A 16,918-nucleotide genomic window follows, 5' to 3' on the forward strand; every position below is an offset into this window, starting at 1 on the left:
TTAGGATTTATGGAAAGAGATGGCAGTGATCTGGCGCAGTTCCCCCTGGGTGTCCAGGAGCCACAGGGCCTTGTTACGCCCCGGGGTGAGTTGAAGTTCGTACCCTTGCGACGAGCCGCCGATGCCCGCCTGGTAGTAGCGCCACAGGTCCACTGAAAATTGATCCAGGCTGTAACCGTTGAATTTTCCCTTGTCCATGTTTTGGAAAAAGGTTTTGGACTGCAGGGAGATCACATAGGCCAGGTAAAAGTGCTGCATGGGAACGGGACGGGCGGCAGGTAGATCTTCTTTTTCAAGGAGTTCCAGGTAGACCTTGCACAGGGCATCAATGAATGCCTGGGGATCATAGGGTTTCTCATACAATTGTTTCTTTAGCCGGACCACCATGGCCATGATCCGCCGGGGATCAATGGATTTGAGCACCTTTTTGTTGATCTTTGTGGAACGGCTGGCGAAATCAATCTCCCCGGTGATGCCCTTTAAAACCGTGAACCTGGGAAAATCCATCTCCATTTCGAGACCGGCCTCTTCGCATTTCTGGGTCAGGTCTTCGATGAGATCCATGCGGTACTGCTCCACCTTTTTATCGGCATAGGCCCCCAGGGTTTCAAATACCGGGGCGCAGCTTTCAAGGGTTTCGTCCTCGCATATATCCCTGGCCAGTTTGCTTTTGAGCAGTTCATCCAGTTGGAGAAAGTCATCTCTTTCCGCACACCGGATGCATTGTTTGATCAAATCGGCTTTTTTTTGTTTTTGGTTCAGATCCCGCTGAAAGGGCTGAACAATCTGTTTTAAATTTTCTTGTACATTCTCAAGAAATTCATTTGGTTCCGGCATTTGATTCCTCGTTTGTTTTCAAATTTTAATTGATCAATTTTCTACACTGATGCCGGAAAAATTTCAATGGTTAAGGAATAAGTACCAGCAATTCCAAATTTATTTTGCACAAAGCCTCAAAGGGCCATCAAATAAAATAAATTTTTCTTTGTGGACGCTGTGTCCTTTGTGGCTTACTTTTATATATTATTTGTATTTAGTATAAAATTAGAGAAAAGAGTGAGTATGAAAAAAAGATATGTAACAGTCTTGCTGGTTTTAATGGTTTGGGGTGGCTTGCTGCCGGGCATTTTCCCGGAAGCATGGGGAGTTCCAAAAATAAAAATTCTGTTCATAGGGGATTCCATTACCGCCGGATACGGGATCGCCAAGGAAGAAGCCTATCCAGCCCTGTTGGGACAGAAACTTGAATCGCTCGGGATTCATCATGTTGAGATCATCAACGGCAGCATCAGCGGTTCGACTACGGCCAGTGCCCTTTCCCGGCTCAAATGGTTCCGGAAAACGTCTCCTGATATTCTGGTACTGGCCTTGGGGGCCAATGACGGCTTAAGGGGCCTGTCCGTGGAAAATATGGAAGACAACCTGGGCAGGGCCATTACATTTGCAAAAAATAACAACATGGATGTCATCCTGGCCGGTATGCAAATCCCCCCCAATTACGGGCCGGAATATGCTGATGATTTCAAACAGGTTTTTACCACACTGGCCGATGACCACGAAATTGTTCTGATTCCTTTTCTCCTGGAAGGGGTAGGGGGCAGGTCGAACATGAACCAGCCCGACGGGATTCATCCCAACCGGGCAGGGCATCAACAAATCGCGAAAACCGTATTTCCTTTTATTTTAAAACAGATTCAGGAGCCGTGATGGGACTGGAAATTAATCATCTTTGCAAGTCTTTTTATTCTCCGGGAACCGGTATGATCCAGGTCCTGAATGATGTGAACCTTGAGGTCAGGCCTGGCCAAACCCATGCCGTCATCGGACAATCCGGTTCGGGCAAGACCACCCTTTTGTCCCTGATTGCCGGTCTGGACCGCCCGGACAGCGGGGATATCATTCTGGACGGCGAAAACCTGTCCATCATGAATGAAGACCGGCTGGCCCGGTTCCGGGCAGAGAAAATCGGGATTATTTTTCAGCAGTTTCACCTCATGCCCCATTTGACGGCACAGGAGAACATCAGCCTGCCTTTGGAAATCCTCAAGGCCCCGGACATTGAAAAACAGACCCATGCCATGCTGGAAATGGTGGGTCTCTCCCACCGGCGGCACCACCTGCCCGGCGCCTTGTCCGGCGGAGAATGCCAGCGGGTGGCCATTGCCCGTGCTTTGATCATCAAACCCTCCCTGATCCTGGCCGACGAACCCACGGGTAACCTGGATACGGCCACCGGCGAAACAGTGTCTGATTTGCTGTTTAATCTGGTGGAAACCGAACATAAAAGCCTGATCCTGGTGACCCACAATGTTTCCCTGGCCGACCGGTGCCGCAGTACGTTCACCCTTGAACGGGGGGTGCTGTACTGATGTTTTGGATACGGACGGCGTTCAAGGAACTGATCACCCACAAGGGGTTTTCCCTGTTTTTCATCCTGAACCTGGCCCTGGGACTGGCCGGGTTTATCGCTATCCAGTCTTTCCGCGAGTCCCTGGACCGCCACATGGATGACAACCTTAAAGAAATTCTCACTGCCGACCTGGTGCTGAGTTCATATGATCCCCTGACACAGCAGGAAATGCAGCAGGCCGACCGGATACTGGCCGGATACCGGGACAAGGCACGGCTGGTCACGTTTTTTTCCATGGCCCGGGGACATGACCGGTCCAGGCTGGTCAGGGTTATGGCCATGGACGGGGCCTATCCCCTGTACGGTAGCTTTACATTTGAAGGAGAGACCGGTTCAAAAGATATCCAGGGCAACCCCGGGCTGTTTATGACCCGGGACACGGCCCGGGCCCTTGGGATTAAGACCGATTTCGACCGTGGAAAACCGGTGACGCTGGGAGAAAAAGATTTTATGATCCGGGATTTTTTCAAGGATGATCCGGACAAAAACCTGACCGGGTTTGAATTGGCCCCTAAGGTTTATATGGGTCTGGACCAGTTGGCCGGGACCGGGTTGATCCGGTTTGGCAGTCGGGTCCGGTATCGGTATTACTACCGATTCGAACCTGGCGTTAATCTGGAAGGAAAAATCCGTGACATAAAACAGTATTTCTATGATCCGGCCCGGAACCAGCCCCGGCTTAATGTCCATGACGCCCGGGACGTCAACCAGCGACTGGGGCGTATCAGCCGGTATTTTACCCGGTACATGGGCCTGGTCAGTATCATTGCCCTGTTTCTGGCCGGCATGGCGGCGGCTTATCTTTTCAGGGGTTTTTTAACTTTGAAGTCAAAGGAAATGGCCATTTTGATGGCCGTGGGGGCGGCCCGGAAACATATTTATTTTTATGTGAGTTGTCAGCTCATGTTCCTGGGTACACTTTCAGCCATCCTGGCGGTGATCGTCTCCATGGTGCTTCTGCCGGTTTTTCCCGTGATTTTCAAGGACCTGATACCGGCTCACCTGAACCTGGGGGTCTCCTTTGAAACCCTGGCTGTTGCCCTGGTTGTGGGCGTAGCCGGCAGCCTGATGTTTTGTCTGCCCCTGTTTGTCACGATTTTCAGTATCCGGCCCATGACCTTGCTCCAGGGACATTCCGTGACGGTCCGGCTTTCAAAACGCAAAACCCTGTGGCAGGTATTGTCATTTGTGCCGGTCATTGGAGCGCTTTTCCTGATGTCTGTAATGGTGTCCGGGACCATCGCCGACGGAATCCTGTTTGCCGGCGGGTTTATCCTGGCTTTGGGCGTGTTTTCCCTGATCGGTGGTCTGGTGTTTTGGGGATGCCGTTTTCCGGCCGCTTCAAAGCAAATCCCGGTGAAGATCGCTTTCCGGAACCTGTTCCGCAACAAATGGTCGTCCCTGTCCTGTTTTGTAACCATTGCCATGGGCGTGTTCCTGATTGCCATTGTCCCCCAGGTCCGCAAAGGCCTGGAAACCGAGATTATCCGGCCCGAAGGATTGAAAATTCCGGCATTGTTCCTGGCCGATATCCAGGAAGAGCAAAAAGCACCCCTGATCCGGTTCATGGAGGCGCAGGAGGGGGACCTGACCCGGATTTCCCCCATGGTCCGGGGACGAATCAACACCGTGAACGGCCAGCCCTTTTTCGGGCGGCAGGATAAATCCGGAAAAAGGACCCGGGGCAGACGGCTGGAGTTTATTTTTTCTTTTCGCAAAACCCTTGATGCGTCCGAAACGGTGATCCAGGGAGTGTCCATGTCCAAAACCCCCTGGGAATTTGGCAGCAACACACCTTTTGAAATTTCCCTGGAACGGTCCTTTGCCGAGCGCCATGACCTAAAGATTGGTGACGCGCTGGAAGTGGATATCCAGGGGATTTCCATGACCGGGAAAGTGGTCAACCTGCGTCAGGTAAAATGGGCCAGCTTCCAGCCCAATTTTTTTATGTTGTTCCAGGATGGGGTTCTCAACGATGCCCCCAAAACCTATCTGGCCAGCGTTTCAAACCTGGCCCAGCCCCGCCACCATGAACTGAAAAATAAAATCGTAGATCGGTTTTCCAATATTTCCGTCATTGATGTGACCCAGACGGCCCAGACCATTCTGGGTGTGACCGACCGGCTGTCCCTGTCGGTGAAATTTATGGCCTGGCTGGCCATTGCTGCGGGGCTTTTGTCCATCTTTTCCATTTCCCGGCATGAGGCCTTTAAAAACCGTAACCAGATCAACCTGCTCAAGGTCCTGGGCACGGATTTCAACACCCTAACGCTCATTACCCTGCTGGAGTCCGGGTTTGTCGGGTTTTCGGCAGGAATTACGGCCCTGTGTCTGAGCGTCGCGGTCTCCTTTGGGATCTCCTGGTATTTTTTTGACAGCTTGTGGCAGCTGGACGGGGGAACCCTTTTCCTGATCCTGTGCCTCTCAACGGTGACCTGCATGGCCACCGGCCTTGGGGCGGCCTGGCAAGTCATGAAGGCCCGGCCGGTTCAGCTACTGGGTCAAGGGTAATCAAAAAGTAGAGGATTGTCCTTGAATCCTGTTATGCATTGATTTATAACTCCTATAACTTAAGGCGTAACTATTTAAAATAATGGATAATAAGAAATGACCACGGCATGTGTAAGAAAGATATTGCCCAATGTTAAGGATTTTAAAACGTTTTGGAAAAAACAAGGTCCTTTCAGGTACGCTCTGACAAGCAATGAATACCCGCCGGTGCTGCTGGATCTCGAAGAGTGGATATTTGGTCAGGATAAACAGGCGGTGCTTAAAGAGCTGATGCAGTTCTCCCGTATGAAAATGTCTTTTGTATCAGCCCCGTTTAACCCGGACAATAAAAGTATCCTGCGTCCTGATGATCTCTGTGCCTGGAAGATTGTCCATTTCCCGGAAGCCTGGAATGCCATGGTATGCGAAGGGTTTCTGCCCGAAGGCCAGCTCACCCGGGCGGTGGTGGATGAATGTATTGCCCTGGGTTTGAACCAGGATAAATCAGGTATAGAACAGGCTTTTTTCAGCCTGCTGGAAAGGCAGCTGGATTGCATGGGTTATGTATGGCTGCCGCCCCGGGGGAACGCAAAGAGCGCCTTTATTCATGAATACCTGGATGAGTGGCGTCAGGATGAGGAAGAGGCCGGGCTACTGTAGTATGTGTAAATATCAATCTTGTTTTTATATCATTAATCTGCGGTCCTTAATGACGCAGGGCCCACTTGTTCCCTCACCCAATCCAAAAATGCGTTATTGCCACCAGACACATCCACCCCAACGATACAGGGACAATCATAGCTATGCATGCTCTTCACCGCCTCCTCCAGTTCAGGCAGACAATCCGCATGGGTTTTTGCAATTATGACCACCTCGCGTTCTTCCTGGATGGTCCCTTCCCATTCATAAACCGAACGCATACCATCAATGATGTTTACACAGGCGGCCAACCGCCGTTGAACCAATACTTTTGCTATTCGCAATGCTTCGTCCATATTTCCGGCTGTCATGTAAACAATTTTGATCTCCATGCGTCCCTCCATTCTTTTTCGTCTTTTGAGGTCATACCTTTGGGTTTAGGTCTTGAATTATAAGGTTTTTTTGGGTTAAAAAGTAACAATTCAAGACTTGACCCTGCCTCCCCTGTGATTCAACCACACAAGCCCTGCAAATAGAACAAGCCATACAAAGGTTCTTAAAATCATTGCCCGCACGCTATCAATTGCAACGGCACTTCCTGTTTTGTAGAGGTAAACAATTGCCAAAAGCACGACCGCATTAAGAATAAAGATTACACCCGCCATAGCCTTTCCTACAACCAGGTTACGCCATGCAATTATACCTGTGGCAATATAGGCAAAACCCATAAGCGCATTATAAATCAGTAGTGGCCTATACACAATATATCCCGGATCAGATCCGCCAAGGACCCGCAATCCGACGATGATTGTTAATGCACCAAACAGAATGGCGATGAGTACCAACACACGTTGTGCAATTTTGTCTGCCTTCATTCGTTTCTCCTACAATTTCAGATAGCTGTCCAACGTGCGGTCCACGTGGAATCAGTGGGGCTGGCTTATCATTTATTTCTTCGAAGTCTCCAACGCCTTCCCCAGAACACCCGTAAATTCAGCAAAACTTTCAATATGAGGTAAATGCCCCAGGCCGGGCAATTCATATAGTTCGGCATCAGGGATAAGTTTGGTTGCAATTTTGCCCAACCGATCATAACGCCCAAGCTCATAATCTACATTTTCTTTTTTCCATTTGCGGCCTGGTCCGGTACGATCTCGTGTGCCAATAATCAGGCTGACAGGAACAGATAAATTATTAAACTCAGTAATAACCGGTTGGGTAAAAATCATATCGTAAGTCAGGGCATTGACCCAGGCAATTTGTTCTTTGTCCGGCCCTTGCAGTTGCCCAATCATGAAATAAGTCAGCGCGGCATATTGATCATTCCATTGACCGTCATAGTAATTTTTTTGTTGATAATGCCTGATTGCCTCCGGAGTTTTTGCCAACTCGTTTTTATAAAAGAAGTCAGCATCTTTGTACTCTACGTATTTTAAGTAATTTTCTAACCCAATAGGATTAACAAGAATCAGCTGTTGTGTAGATTGCGGATACATAAGGGCAAAGCGACTCGCTAACATTCCTCCCATTGAATGCCCCATGACAATTGACTTTTGGATTTTCAGGGACGCCATCAAGTTTTTAGTATGATGCGCCAAAACCGAAAAAGAATATTGATAGTGCGTTGGTTTGGATGATTTGCCAAAACCGATTTGGTCGGGAATTAGTACCCCATACCCTTTTTTGTTTAGATAAATTGCTGTGGGCGTCCAATAGTCGGCGTTGAAATTTTTTCCATGCATCAAGGTAACCACCGGTTTATTTTGCTCACCTTTTAGATAGATGTAAGCCATGCGTAACTCTTGGCGTTGAGATGTTAATGGGAAAAAGTTCACCGCAAAATCATATTTATATCTACTTAATTCAGCGTCAAAAGAAAGTTTAGTTATATTTTTATTATCTTGGGCAAAAACAAACTGAGACGCCAACAAAAGATAAACAATGCTAATCAATTTAAATTTTGACATATAATTCTCCTAATAACTGTCATGACCGACCTGGTCTTTCACCGAGGTCAGGCCAATGATTTGATCTGGCTGGGTTTTGGTGGAAATTCCCAGAATCCTTTAATGCCGAAGGTCTGGAACATTGATGCTAAATTACTTTTGTCCAGATGCCGCTGGAGGGAGCTTACCATGAGTGGGACCTCTTCTGCGGGATAAAGCGCTCTGATTTCCCGGGCAAGATCGTTGACCCGCATCTGTCTGATGAAAAAATCCGTTATGATTGCCGCCGGTTTTTTGCTTACAATGAACTCGAATGCCTCCTGGGGGTCTGAAAAGGTTCGAGCGCAGAATCCACATCCGTGAATGAGTCTTGAAAAAACATCCGTATAGGGGGCTGATTGATGAATCACCACAACCACCGGGCTGTCTGTCCGGATTCGATTTTCCCTGATTTGGGCAAATTTTTTGGCGGTTGAGGTCCGTTTGCGTTTTTCAAGAATGCTGATCCAGGTGTCAATAGTCCTGACCTGGGCAGACGATTTTAGATAATTTGAACTTATATATGAAAATGTATCCGAGGTCATCAACGCTTCTATGAGCCGAGGTGCGCATGTGTCCAGGATAGTCGTGGCCACAGTTTCTCCAGTTTTGGTGCCCGATTCAATTTTTTTTCTTATTTCGGCGACCACATAATCCGAGCAGTGTGTGTCCAAAGCCCTGATGGCTGCCATGCTCACAAAAATAGCCGGATCTGCGACCGCGGTTACAATGGGCGCTGTGGATTCAAGTTCAGGGTAATGTGACAGGGCTGTATACAAAGAAAAACGGACCGAATTTTTAAGCTCTTTTTTTTCGGTAAGGGTCAGAAGATCGCCCAACGATTCCTGGGGAATGGTCCTGGCAATAAGCCTTAACAGGTTCTCCAGCAGATCGGGTGTCTGATTTTCCAGATTGTCATGCAGGGCATCGGCCACTTCAGGTCCTTTGTCCCCAAAGTATTCAAAGGCCTTTAGACGGTCTTCAATTTGAGGAGAGACCAGCAGCTGGACATTGGGGTCCTCAGGGGCCCGGCAGGGTGGTGTCTGTTTGGGCGGTTGGAGTTGCCTGGATGGGTTTGACAGTTGAGATGGTTTTGACTTTTTCCGGGACTGGGGCATGGGAGGTACTTTTCGTTTCCCCCTTAAAAAGGCCAGTGCATCCAGAATATCGGAATCACATTTGTCGGTTTGCGCAATTTGTTCCAGTCTCTGTACAGCCTTGTCCGTGCCGATACGTTCCATGGCCGTGACCGCTTCCTGCCGCAGTTCAAGATCATCGTAAAAAATAAATTCCGCCAGATCATCAACGAGAAATTCCATGCCAAGTCGGCCTGCGGCCCGGAAAATGTCCTTGAGCAGATCCTTGTCGGTCGCCTTGCTCAGAATATGTTTGATTAAATGGGTGATGGGGCCGGGACGGTCCGGGTTGGTGTGGTTGATCAGGATCATGGAAAATTTAAAATTGATATGTGCCCTGTCCATGATGAGTTGATACAGACGTGGGTGAAGGGGATGGGTGGGCCCCATGGTGTTCATAAGAAAAAATAAAATATTATAGGCAACATCGTCCGGCGCCAGGGCAAGCGGTTCAATTATAGCCTGATATTGGTCTTCATCAAGGGTTAAAGTCTGTAGCAGGGTCTCTGAATTTATTTCCCCTGTGTTGATAATCCTTTCAAATTCCGAAATAAATGACGCCATACATTCTCCCTATGAATCATACCCTTTGGGATTTTTTTGCTGCCAGTGCCATGCATCTTTGCACATATCTTCAATGTCCAGGGTGGCTTCCCAGCCAAGCTCGCGCCCGGCTTTAGACGGGTCTGCCCAGCATGCGGCAATGTCGCCCGGTCTGCGGGGAACAATTTCGTAGGGGATCTTGTGTCCGCAGGCTTTTTCAAATCCTTTGATCATCTCAATTACGGAATATCCCCGGCCGGTGCCAAGGTTGTAAATACCTACACCTGGGGTTTCCATGAGTCTTTGAAGGCAGCAGATATGTCCTTTGGCAAGGTCGGTGACATGGATGAAATCCCGGACCCCTGTTCCGTCCGGGGTATCGTAATCATCGCCGAAAACATTGACCCGGGGCAGCTGTCCTATGGCCACCCGGGCTACATAAGGCATCAGGTTGTTGGGAATGTCCCTGGGATCTTCGCCAATATCTCCGGATGGATGTGCCCCCACCGGGTTGAAATATCGCAACAGGGTAATGTGCCATTTGGGGTCGGCTGTATAAAGATCGGACAGGATTTCTTCGATCATCAGTTTGGTTCTGCCGTAGGGGTTGGTGACGGACAACGGAAAATCTTCGGTGATGGGCAGGCGGGCCGGGTTGCCGTAAACCGTGGCAGATGATGAAAATACAATGGCGGTAACACCTGCTTTTTCCATGGCTGCCATCAGGTTCAACGTGCCGGTGATATTGTTGTGGTAATAGCGCAGGGGCTGTGAAACCGATTCGCCCACAGCTTTAAGCCCTGCAAAGTGGATCACGGCCTCAATATTTTTATGGGCTTTGAACACTGCATGGGTGCCGGCTTCATCCAGCAAGTCCGTTTTGAAAAACGCAAGGTCTTTTCCCGTAATGTTTCTAACCCGGTCAAGGGCCTTGGCGGACGAGTTGACAAGATTATCCAGTACGACCACTTCGTGGCCTTGGTTAAGCAGTTCGACGCAGGTATGGCTACCGATATATCCGGCTCCGCCAGTGACAAGAATTTTCATTTGAATTCCTTGTAAGATTTGAAAGTTATCGCTTTTTTCCAGGATGCCTTGTTGAATATTTCAGAACATATTTTACATGTTTCGCACACTTTTGTACAGGAGGTAAGGGGGGTGAAAAACTGCCTCCCCAGACGGGAATTGTCTATGTGGCATTGCCGGGCAAGTGTTTCCGGTGTATCCATTAGATCAAGAAGGTTGCCGTTAAAAGACTCTTCAATATAAGCACTGATGCACCTTTTTAAAAACCGCACGCCCCGGGTACGGCCGCAAAGCTTTATCCCGTCGGCAACACCCTGATAGTGGTGAATGTCTTCGGGCCGGATAAAAGGGGATTTAAGAAACGCGTGGGGTTGAACGTTAAAATAGGCCTGGCACCCCAGATCTTGATTCATTCGAAATGTGGCTTCCCTGGCAAGTCCGGTATTGGAAAGGGCAATATGGGCATCGTGGGTGAGTTTGAACGGGCATTGGTAAATGCAGCCTTCATTGGCCAAAAGTTCAATGCGTATGTTCGGGTCGTACGCTTTGACTGACTTTGACAGGAAGGTCAGTTTTTCGGGGTTTCTGTTTAAGGCGCGGTCAGGCACAATGCGACTCGGCTCTTTAAACCGGGAAAGGGTAAGCAGATCAAAAAAAGAGAAGAATTTTTCAGGGCTGTCCAGCATGGCGTTTATTCCCGGTATCGCTTCAAGGCGAGGGACGATTTCATGTCCGGTTTGGTCAAGGGCGCGCAAAAGATACATATCTGAAAGCACAATGCCTTTTATGCCGACGGTATTGTCAAGGTGCGCAATATCATCGAGTATGCCGGATAAAATAGTGTTGTCCGCATATACATGGGGGGGCATGAAGCGGGTGTTCATTAAAATATATTTGTCAACCGCTTTTAAGCCGGACAGGGTGGCGCATAGATCCTGGGTCCCGGAGGTAAGATTGTCACCGATTCGTACCCTTGCATCGGTGACAGGCCCTGAAGGCAATGGAAAATATATGGATGAAAGGCTTGATGCGTGTCTGATGAGAAATTGAGCATAGCCTTCGTCCGGAACAAAGGGAACAGATAGTTTCATAAATAAATCGAAGTCCAAAGCAAAGGTGACAAAACTTTAATATGTTACAAATGCATCAAAAAGGCAAGATCAAGATATTGACACACAATAATGCATGGTTAAACTTTAATTTAATCCCGGGCGAAAGTCTGGAATCCATACACTGAATAAAAGGAGTGTTTTTAATGATTGAACTTACAGATGCTGCAAAAACGCAGATCGACAATTATTTCCAGGGGAATGAACCCTCCCCCATCCGGATTTTTCTTAACTCTGGTGGCTGAGCGGGTCCGTCTTTAGCAATGGCTCTGGATGAGCCTAAAGACAGCGACGACCTCTTTGACGTTAAAGGGCTTAAATTTGTGGTAGACAAAGAGTTTATGGAAAAAGCACAACAGATTAATATTGATTTTAACGGTATGGGCTTTAGCCTTGATTCCGGTATTGACCTGGGCCAGGGCGGTAACTGCGGGGGATGCTCAGGCGGATCCTGCGGATAGACCGGCTCAACCTGTGACTGTTATTGAAAAGGCGTCTTTGCATGAAAAAAGCAAAAGACGCCTTTTTACTTTTTCTAAAAAGAAAATCGTTCGTAATTTTTTTTATATGAAAGTTCCAATAAGTTACTGAATTACTTTCATGCTTTGTTGTGGGTTGAACCTCGGTATTGATAGACCAAGTCAGCCCATGGCTGTTTATATGAAATAACCACCAACTACTTGAATCCTTTCATCGTTTGTTGTGGGCACGATGACGAACGTTCAAGGCGGCCTATGGCCGTTATTCAGTAATTACATAGAGATAAAGGGCCCGGGGACCATGGGCGCCGTGTACCATGACCAGTTCAATGTCCGCGGTTTTGCTGGGACCCGAGATCATGGTCATGTGGTGGGGAAGCACTCCGGGGTCCCTTGTGTCCGGATCATATTTAAGCAGGGTATAAAGTTCTTTTAAATTGGTAAGTATCTGTTCTTTTCTAATCACTGCCACATGGATGGCGGGCAGCAATGAGACGGCCCGGGCCTCTTTGGGCCTGGATCTCATGACCAGCGTGGCCGTGTCTGCCAGGCAGAAATCAGCCGAGGTTACACCGATATAGGAATCAATCATTTGTTGCCGCACCCGTTCCTTAGCCTTGGATCTTTTGATGTTATCCATGCCTGCGCTGTCGAAAACCGCCGTGTGAACCGGCACGTTCTGGCCTTTTAATGCGGTTTTAAGATCCAGGGCATTGACCAGGGGATGATCCCACTGGACCACACTTTTTTTTGTGCCCCATTCCGGCTCCGTCTCTTTCACCAGTTCGACAATGGCTTTTGACACCTGGGCTTCATCCTTTACCGGAATGACATTGAGCTTCAATGGTACCGCCTCCCGGCAAAGATGATCTATCAGACCCATGTAATCTTTACCTTGGCGGGATTTTATTGTTTCCACAATGCCAGTCTGTTCCGGATTCGGGTCATTAGGGGATGTAAAAATTTGTGCAGCACGTTTTTCAGCATTATCCTGTTTAATGCCTAACGCTGCCCGAAGGGTTGCCATAAATTGAGTTTCATTGGTATTGGCTTGCATAAATTTTAGGTCCTCAACGATCTGCCTTTTGGGCGTTTAGCTTTTTAAACCGTTTTCGGAAAGGGGTTTGGGAAAGCGGTTGTATATCCCTGGATTTAGTCCAGCCCGCACCGGGTCCCGGCATTTTGGTAATCATGCCCTTGGATGTGGGAAATATTTTCTGGCCCAGGGCAAAGGTTGTAAGCACGGCGCGGTACAGGGCAGGGTGCCCGGCCAGAAGCGCCCACGCCTGGTGGATGGTTTTTTCCACAACGCTGACCGGTTTGGTCTCCCACTGGTCATCTCCGTATGCCAGCCGGTACCGCAATTCAAGCAGCATCCGGGGCAAATCAATGTTCACCGAGCAGGCCTGCTTGCAGGCACCGCATAATGATTCTCCCAGGCAAAGGTCTTTTGCCTGGTTCATGCCCTCCATCAGCGGTGTGAGCACCGCTCCGATGGGACCGCAATAGGTTGAGTCATAGGCATGACCGCCGATTTTACCGTAAACCGGGCAGGCGTTGAGACAGGCCGAACAGCGGATACAGCACAAAATTTCCCTGAATTTGGGATCTGCAAGGATACGGCTTCTGCCGTTGTCCAGAATAACCAGGTGAAATTCTTCGGGACCGTCGGGAAATTCCGGTCCGCCCGGTCCGCCGATGTAGGAGACGTACCCGCCCAGTTTTTGGGCCGCCGCTCCCCTGGACAGAAGGCGGAACAGGATGTCGTGGTCCTCGAGATTGGGCACCACCCGCTCCATACCCATGATGGCCACATGTACTTTGGGCAGGGTGGTGGACATGCGGATATTGCCTTCGTTGGATACCACGGTCATATGGCCGGTTTCCGCACAGGCCAGGTTGCAGCCGGAAATTCCCATATCTGCGGTGAGGAACTTTTCACGCAGGGCTTTTCTGGCGATCCGGGTCAGTTCTGGCGGATCTTCAGTATAGGGAACCCCCAGTTTTTGTTCAAACAGCCTACCTACCTGCTGCCGGGTTTTATGGGCCGCCGGGGCAATGATGTGGGAGGGTTTTTCTCCGGCAAGCTGCACGATGTATTCGCCCAGGTCGGTTTCGTTGACTTCAATGCCCTTTGCTTCAAAGGCAGGATTCAGGCCGATTTCCTCTGTGACCATGGACTTGCCCTTGACCACCTGTTTGACATGGTGCTGTTGGGCTACTTTAAGACAGTAGTCCACGGCTTGCTTATCTGTCCGGGCAAAATAAACTTTTCCGCCGTTATCCCGGACTTTGGCAGCTAACCGGGTCAGCACAACATCCAGGTTGTTGATGGTTTTTTCCCGGATTTCATGGGCTTTAAGGCGCAGGGGCGGGCCTTCGTCCAGGTTCTGGTAGGAAAGCGCCGTGGCCTTACCCAGGCCCGACTGAATTTTATTTAAAGCACTTTGCAGGATTTCATCTTTGATGGCTAACGCGGAATTTTGTACATATTTTTTTGTGGCTGTATCGTGGTTCATACCGCACCTGCCTTTTGGCCTGCCAGAAGCTGGGCAATGTGCATCACCCTGACATTGAGGTTGTGACGGTTCAGATACCCCTTGATGTTCATCAGGCATCCCATATCACAGCCCACCACGGCATCGGCTCCAGAATCAAGAATGTTTTTTACCTTTTCTTTGACCATGGCCGTAGAGATATCCGGGTATTTGGTTGAAAATGCACCCCCAAAGCCGCAGCATGTGTCCGAATCCTTCATCTCCACAAATGTGGCGCCCTTGACCTGGTTGATCAAGGCCCGGGGCTGAGCTGCCACGCCAAGATAACGTTTCAGGTGGCAGGAGTCATGGTAGGTGATGGTCCCGTCATAATAGGCGTCTGTGTTTTCGATCTTGAGCACGTCAATCAGGTACTCGGTGAGTTCAAAGGTCCTTTTTCCCACATCAATGGCCCGGTTTTTCCACGCCGGCTCATTTTCAAACAGTTCGGGATAGTGATGCCGGACCATGGAAACGCAGGAACCTGACGGACAAACAATGGTTTCAGCATCTTCAAAGGTCTCAATATAATGCTTTGCCGCCTTTGCCGCTTCTTTCCGGTATCCGGAGTTGAACGAGGGCTGTCCGCAGCAGGTCTGATTTTCCGGGTAGTCCATGGTAATGTCAAGACGCTGGAACAGCTTGACCATGGCCTCTCCGACTTCCGGGTACATGCCATCCACGATGCACTGGATGAACAGGGTTGCATGTGTCATTGAATTAATTCCTAACGGGGTGTATTTTGCCGGATGGGGCCTGTAACCAGGATCGGGGATGCCTCTAACTTCTCTGCGGCCATGAGACTGACCACCCGCTCAAAGGCGCTTATGATCATCATCTGCTCCCAGTCTTCAATATCGGAAAAATGTTTAGTGAATGTTTCCTGGAGTAGAGGTGGCAGGTTTTTGATGACATCCTGGCCCTTTTCCGTGAGGAAAAGGCTGACAGCCCGTCTGTCATCTTCTCTTTTTTTTCTAGCAATGTATCCACGGGTTTCAAGCCGCTTGGTGATATCCGTCACGGTTGCTTGACTTAAGCTTGTGCCCCGGGATAACGGGGTAATGGAAATTTGACCATGGGAGGAAATTTCCTGGAGTACAATAAGCTGGGGGCCTGTCAGACCAAATTCTTTGTTCAGCTTTCTGGAATGAATATCAACTGCCTGGATAATTTTACGAATTGATATCAAAAGGGTTTGACATCTTTGTTTGCTCAGTTCTGTTACGGCCATAGTTATATGTATTAATATTGTATCTGCGTTATTGATTTTATATGAAAGTTCCAATAAGTTACTGAATTACTTTCATGCTTTGTTGTGGGTTGAACCTCGGTATTGATAGACCAAGTCAGCCCATGGCTGTTATTAAGAAAATCTGTGTAATCTAAATAGTATTGTATACTATTGTCCGGGCAGGAGGCAAGCACCAATGCTTTTTGTCCTGGTTGACCTGCAACATCGACCATGGTACCTATGTATTGGCCGACCGAAAATCGTAATTTTTGCCGATTAATTCGTTGAGCACAAATTTTAATCCTCGAAATACGCCATGTATTCCTCCGATTAAAATTTGCGTCCGCTTTGTATTCGACAAAATTTACAGGTTTTCGTTCAGACACTATGTCATCATAAGAAAAAATAAAACGCATTCCAATGTCAATTTTTCGGGGAAATATCATGGAACAACAGATTGGAAACGTGGTTTTGAACAGGTGTGCTGCTGTTTGCACCGTCATGTTCATGCTCCTTGTCGGTATTGCCGGGTGCGGTGGAGAAAAAAAAGATACGGATTTAATCCTGGGTAACTGGGTTTATTACAGTAATCGCACCTATCTCCTTACCGTCATTGATATGAAAGGCACATGGACCTCTTCTGTTCGGATAGCAGACGTGACCTCCAAAATTGTTGATTCCAGGGGGACGGCCGGCGGTACCTGGGATTTGGATGAGGGTCAGCTCGTTTTTACCGTCGTGGCGTCAGATATCAACGATGTCTGGGAAAAAGAAAGCACTTACTCTTATAAGTTGCTCGAACTCAGGGACCATTTCATGGTCCTTGAGGGCGACAACGGTCGCAAGGAAGAATGGAAGAAAACGGTTCAGCTGAAGGGAAAAGAGGGCCCCGGTGCCGTCAATTCGATTGTTACCATGGCGCCCTATACTGTTAATCTGGATAAACATTCTTCCAATGCCAAGGATCGCTATTTGTGTTTGAGTATGCATTTGGAACTTATGGAACTGATGCCGGAACAGCCTGTGCCCCAATTTCATCCCAGGGCCAGGGATGCCGCCATCATGTATCTGTCTTCTTTGACCTATGAGAATGTATCTGATTTTGATCGCATCAAGGTTCAGAAAGAAAAAGTTAAGGATATACTCAACCCCTATATGGAAGGGTTAATCAAAGAAGTTGTCATTGACCATGTGGTTGTTGCCGTTTCTGCCGCAAAGGTGGAAGAATTTATCATTGAACATACGGCGGCACCAAGCGCGGAGGAACCCGCTGACGGGGAAGAGGGGGAAACCGGCGAAGAAGAGAACCCAAAAGACTCCTGATCGACAGGTG

Annotated in this window: 17 protein-coding genes; 6 read left to right on the forward strand and 11 right to left on the reverse strand. The window is 48.6% G+C overall.

All coding sequences use genetic code 11. The features are described 5' to 3' along the window. A complete protein-coding gene (locus tag EYB58_RS13095) occupies positions 1–837 on the reverse strand; it encodes a hypothetical protein (RefSeq protein ID WP_111957088.1) in 837 nt (278 codons plus the stop codon). 225 nt (positions 838–1,062) lie between these two features. Between EYB58_RS13095 and EYB58_RS13100 the strand changes: the two genes are divergently transcribed. The 4 genes from EYB58_RS13100 (at position 1,063) to EYB58_RS13115 (ending at position 5,560) form a co-directional block, all read left to right on the forward strand. Next, positions 1,063–1,707, forward strand: coding sequence for an arylesterase (locus EYB58_RS13100; RefSeq protein ID WP_111957090.1), 645 nt, complete (start codon positions 1,063–1,065; stop codon positions 1,705–1,707). Next, complete coding sequence (locus EYB58_RS13105) at positions 1,707–2,369, forward strand: ABC transporter ATP-binding protein (RefSeq protein WP_111957092.1); 663 nt, start codon at positions 1,707–1,709, stop codon at positions 2,367–2,369. Before EYB58_RS13100 ends, EYB58_RS13105 begins: the two co-directional genes overlap by 1 nt. Beyond that, on the forward strand, positions 2,369–4,921 hold the full coding sequence (locus EYB58_RS13110) for an ABC transporter permease (RefSeq protein ID WP_111957094.1): 2,553 nt from the start codon (positions 2,369–2,371) through the stop codon (positions 4,919–4,921). The genes EYB58_RS13105 and EYB58_RS13110 overlap by 1 nt, the downstream gene beginning before the upstream one ends. Before the next feature lie 96 nt (positions 4,922–5,017). Next, positions 5,018–5,560 (forward strand): hypothetical protein, encoded by a 543-nt coding sequence (locus tag EYB58_RS13115; protein WP_111957096.1) that lies wholly within the window; start codon positions 5,018–5,020, stop codon positions 5,558–5,560. 32 nt (positions 5,561–5,592) lie between these two features. Here EYB58_RS13115 and cutA read toward each other — a convergent pair whose 3' ends face one another. From cutA to EYB58_RS13145, 6 genes are all read right to left on the reverse strand, one after another. Next, positions 5,593–5,931, reverse strand: coding sequence for a divalent-cation tolerance protein CutA (gene cutA, locus EYB58_RS13120; protein ID WP_111957098.1), 339 nt, complete (start codon positions 5,929–5,931; stop codon positions 5,593–5,595). Between the two features lie 90 nt (positions 5,932–6,021). Continuing rightward, on the reverse strand, positions 6,022–6,414 hold the full coding sequence (locus EYB58_RS13125) for a hypothetical protein (RefSeq protein ID WP_111957100.1): 393 nt from the start codon (positions 6,412–6,414) through the stop codon (positions 6,022–6,024). A 72-nt stretch (positions 6,415–6,486) separates the two neighbouring features. Beyond that, a complete protein-coding gene (locus tag EYB58_RS13130; protein WP_111957102.1) occupies positions 6,487–7,506 on the reverse strand; it encodes an alpha/beta fold hydrolase in 1,020 nt (339 codons plus the stop codon). Positions 7,507–7,553: 47 nt separating this feature from the next. Then, on the reverse strand, positions 7,554–9,224 hold the full coding sequence (locus tag EYB58_RS13135) for a HEAT repeat domain-containing protein (RefSeq protein ID WP_111957104.1): 1,671 nt from the start codon (positions 9,222–9,224) through the stop codon (positions 7,554–7,556). A gap of 9 nt (positions 9,225–9,233) precedes the next feature. Then, positions 9,234–10,250 (reverse strand): UDP-glucose 4-epimerase GalE, encoded by a 1,017-nt coding sequence (gene galE / locus EYB58_RS13140; protein WP_111957106.1) that lies wholly within the window; start codon positions 10,248–10,250, stop codon positions 9,234–9,236. Beyond that, positions 10,247–11,320 (reverse strand): hypothetical protein, encoded by a 1,074-nt coding sequence (locus EYB58_RS13145; protein WP_111957108.1) that lies wholly within the window; start codon positions 11,318–11,320, stop codon positions 10,247–10,249. The genes galE and EYB58_RS13145 overlap by 4 nt, the downstream gene beginning before the upstream one ends. Before the next feature lie 281 nt (positions 11,321–11,601). Between EYB58_RS13145 and EYB58_RS25000 the strand changes: the two genes are divergently transcribed. Further along, on the forward strand, positions 11,602–11,799 hold the full coding sequence (locus tag EYB58_RS25000) for a hypothetical protein (RefSeq protein ID WP_111957110.1): 198 nt from the start codon (positions 11,602–11,604) through the stop codon (positions 11,797–11,799). A 280-nt stretch (positions 11,800–12,079) separates the two neighbouring features. On the opposite strand, the gene EYB58_RS13155 is transcribed toward EYB58_RS25000, so the two are convergent. The 4 genes from EYB58_RS13155 to EYB58_RS13170 are packed head-to-tail and all read right to left on the reverse strand — an operon-like array spanning position 12,080 to position 15,543. Further along, positions 12,080–12,874 (reverse strand): LutC/YkgG family protein, encoded by a 795-nt coding sequence (locus tag EYB58_RS13155; RefSeq protein ID WP_111957112.1) that lies wholly within the window; start codon positions 12,872–12,874, stop codon positions 12,080–12,082. A gap of 13 nt (positions 12,875–12,887) precedes the next feature. Continuing rightward, positions 12,888–14,336: a LutB/LldF family L-lactate oxidation iron-sulfur protein gene (locus EYB58_RS13160; RefSeq protein WP_111957114.1), complete on the reverse strand. Its 1,449-nt coding sequence runs from the start codon at positions 14,334–14,336 to the stop codon at positions 12,888–12,890. Beyond that, a complete protein-coding gene (locus tag EYB58_RS13165; protein ID WP_111957116.1) occupies positions 14,333–15,070 on the reverse strand; it encodes a (Fe-S)-binding protein in 738 nt (245 codons plus the stop codon). The genes EYB58_RS13160 and EYB58_RS13165 overlap by 4 nt, the downstream gene beginning before the upstream one ends. An 11-nt stretch (positions 15,071–15,081) precedes the next feature. Further along, positions 15,082–15,543 (reverse strand): MarR family winged helix-turn-helix transcriptional regulator, encoded by a 462-nt coding sequence (locus EYB58_RS13170; protein ID WP_242637352.1) that lies wholly within the window; start codon positions 15,541–15,543, stop codon positions 15,082–15,084. 486 nt (positions 15,544–16,029) lie between these two features. Here EYB58_RS13170 and EYB58_RS13175 point away from each other — a divergent pair, with 486 nt between their 5' ends. Further along, positions 16,030–16,908, forward strand: coding sequence for a flagellar basal body-associated FliL family protein (locus EYB58_RS13175; protein WP_242637353.1), 879 nt, complete (start codon positions 16,030–16,032; stop codon positions 16,906–16,908). Positions 16,909–16,918: the final 10 nt, after the last annotated feature.

The organism is Desulfobacter hydrogenophilus, assembly GCF_004319545.1.
Lineage (GTDB): Bacteria > Desulfobacterota > Desulfobacteria > Desulfobacterales > Desulfobacteraceae > Desulfobacter > Desulfobacter hydrogenophilus.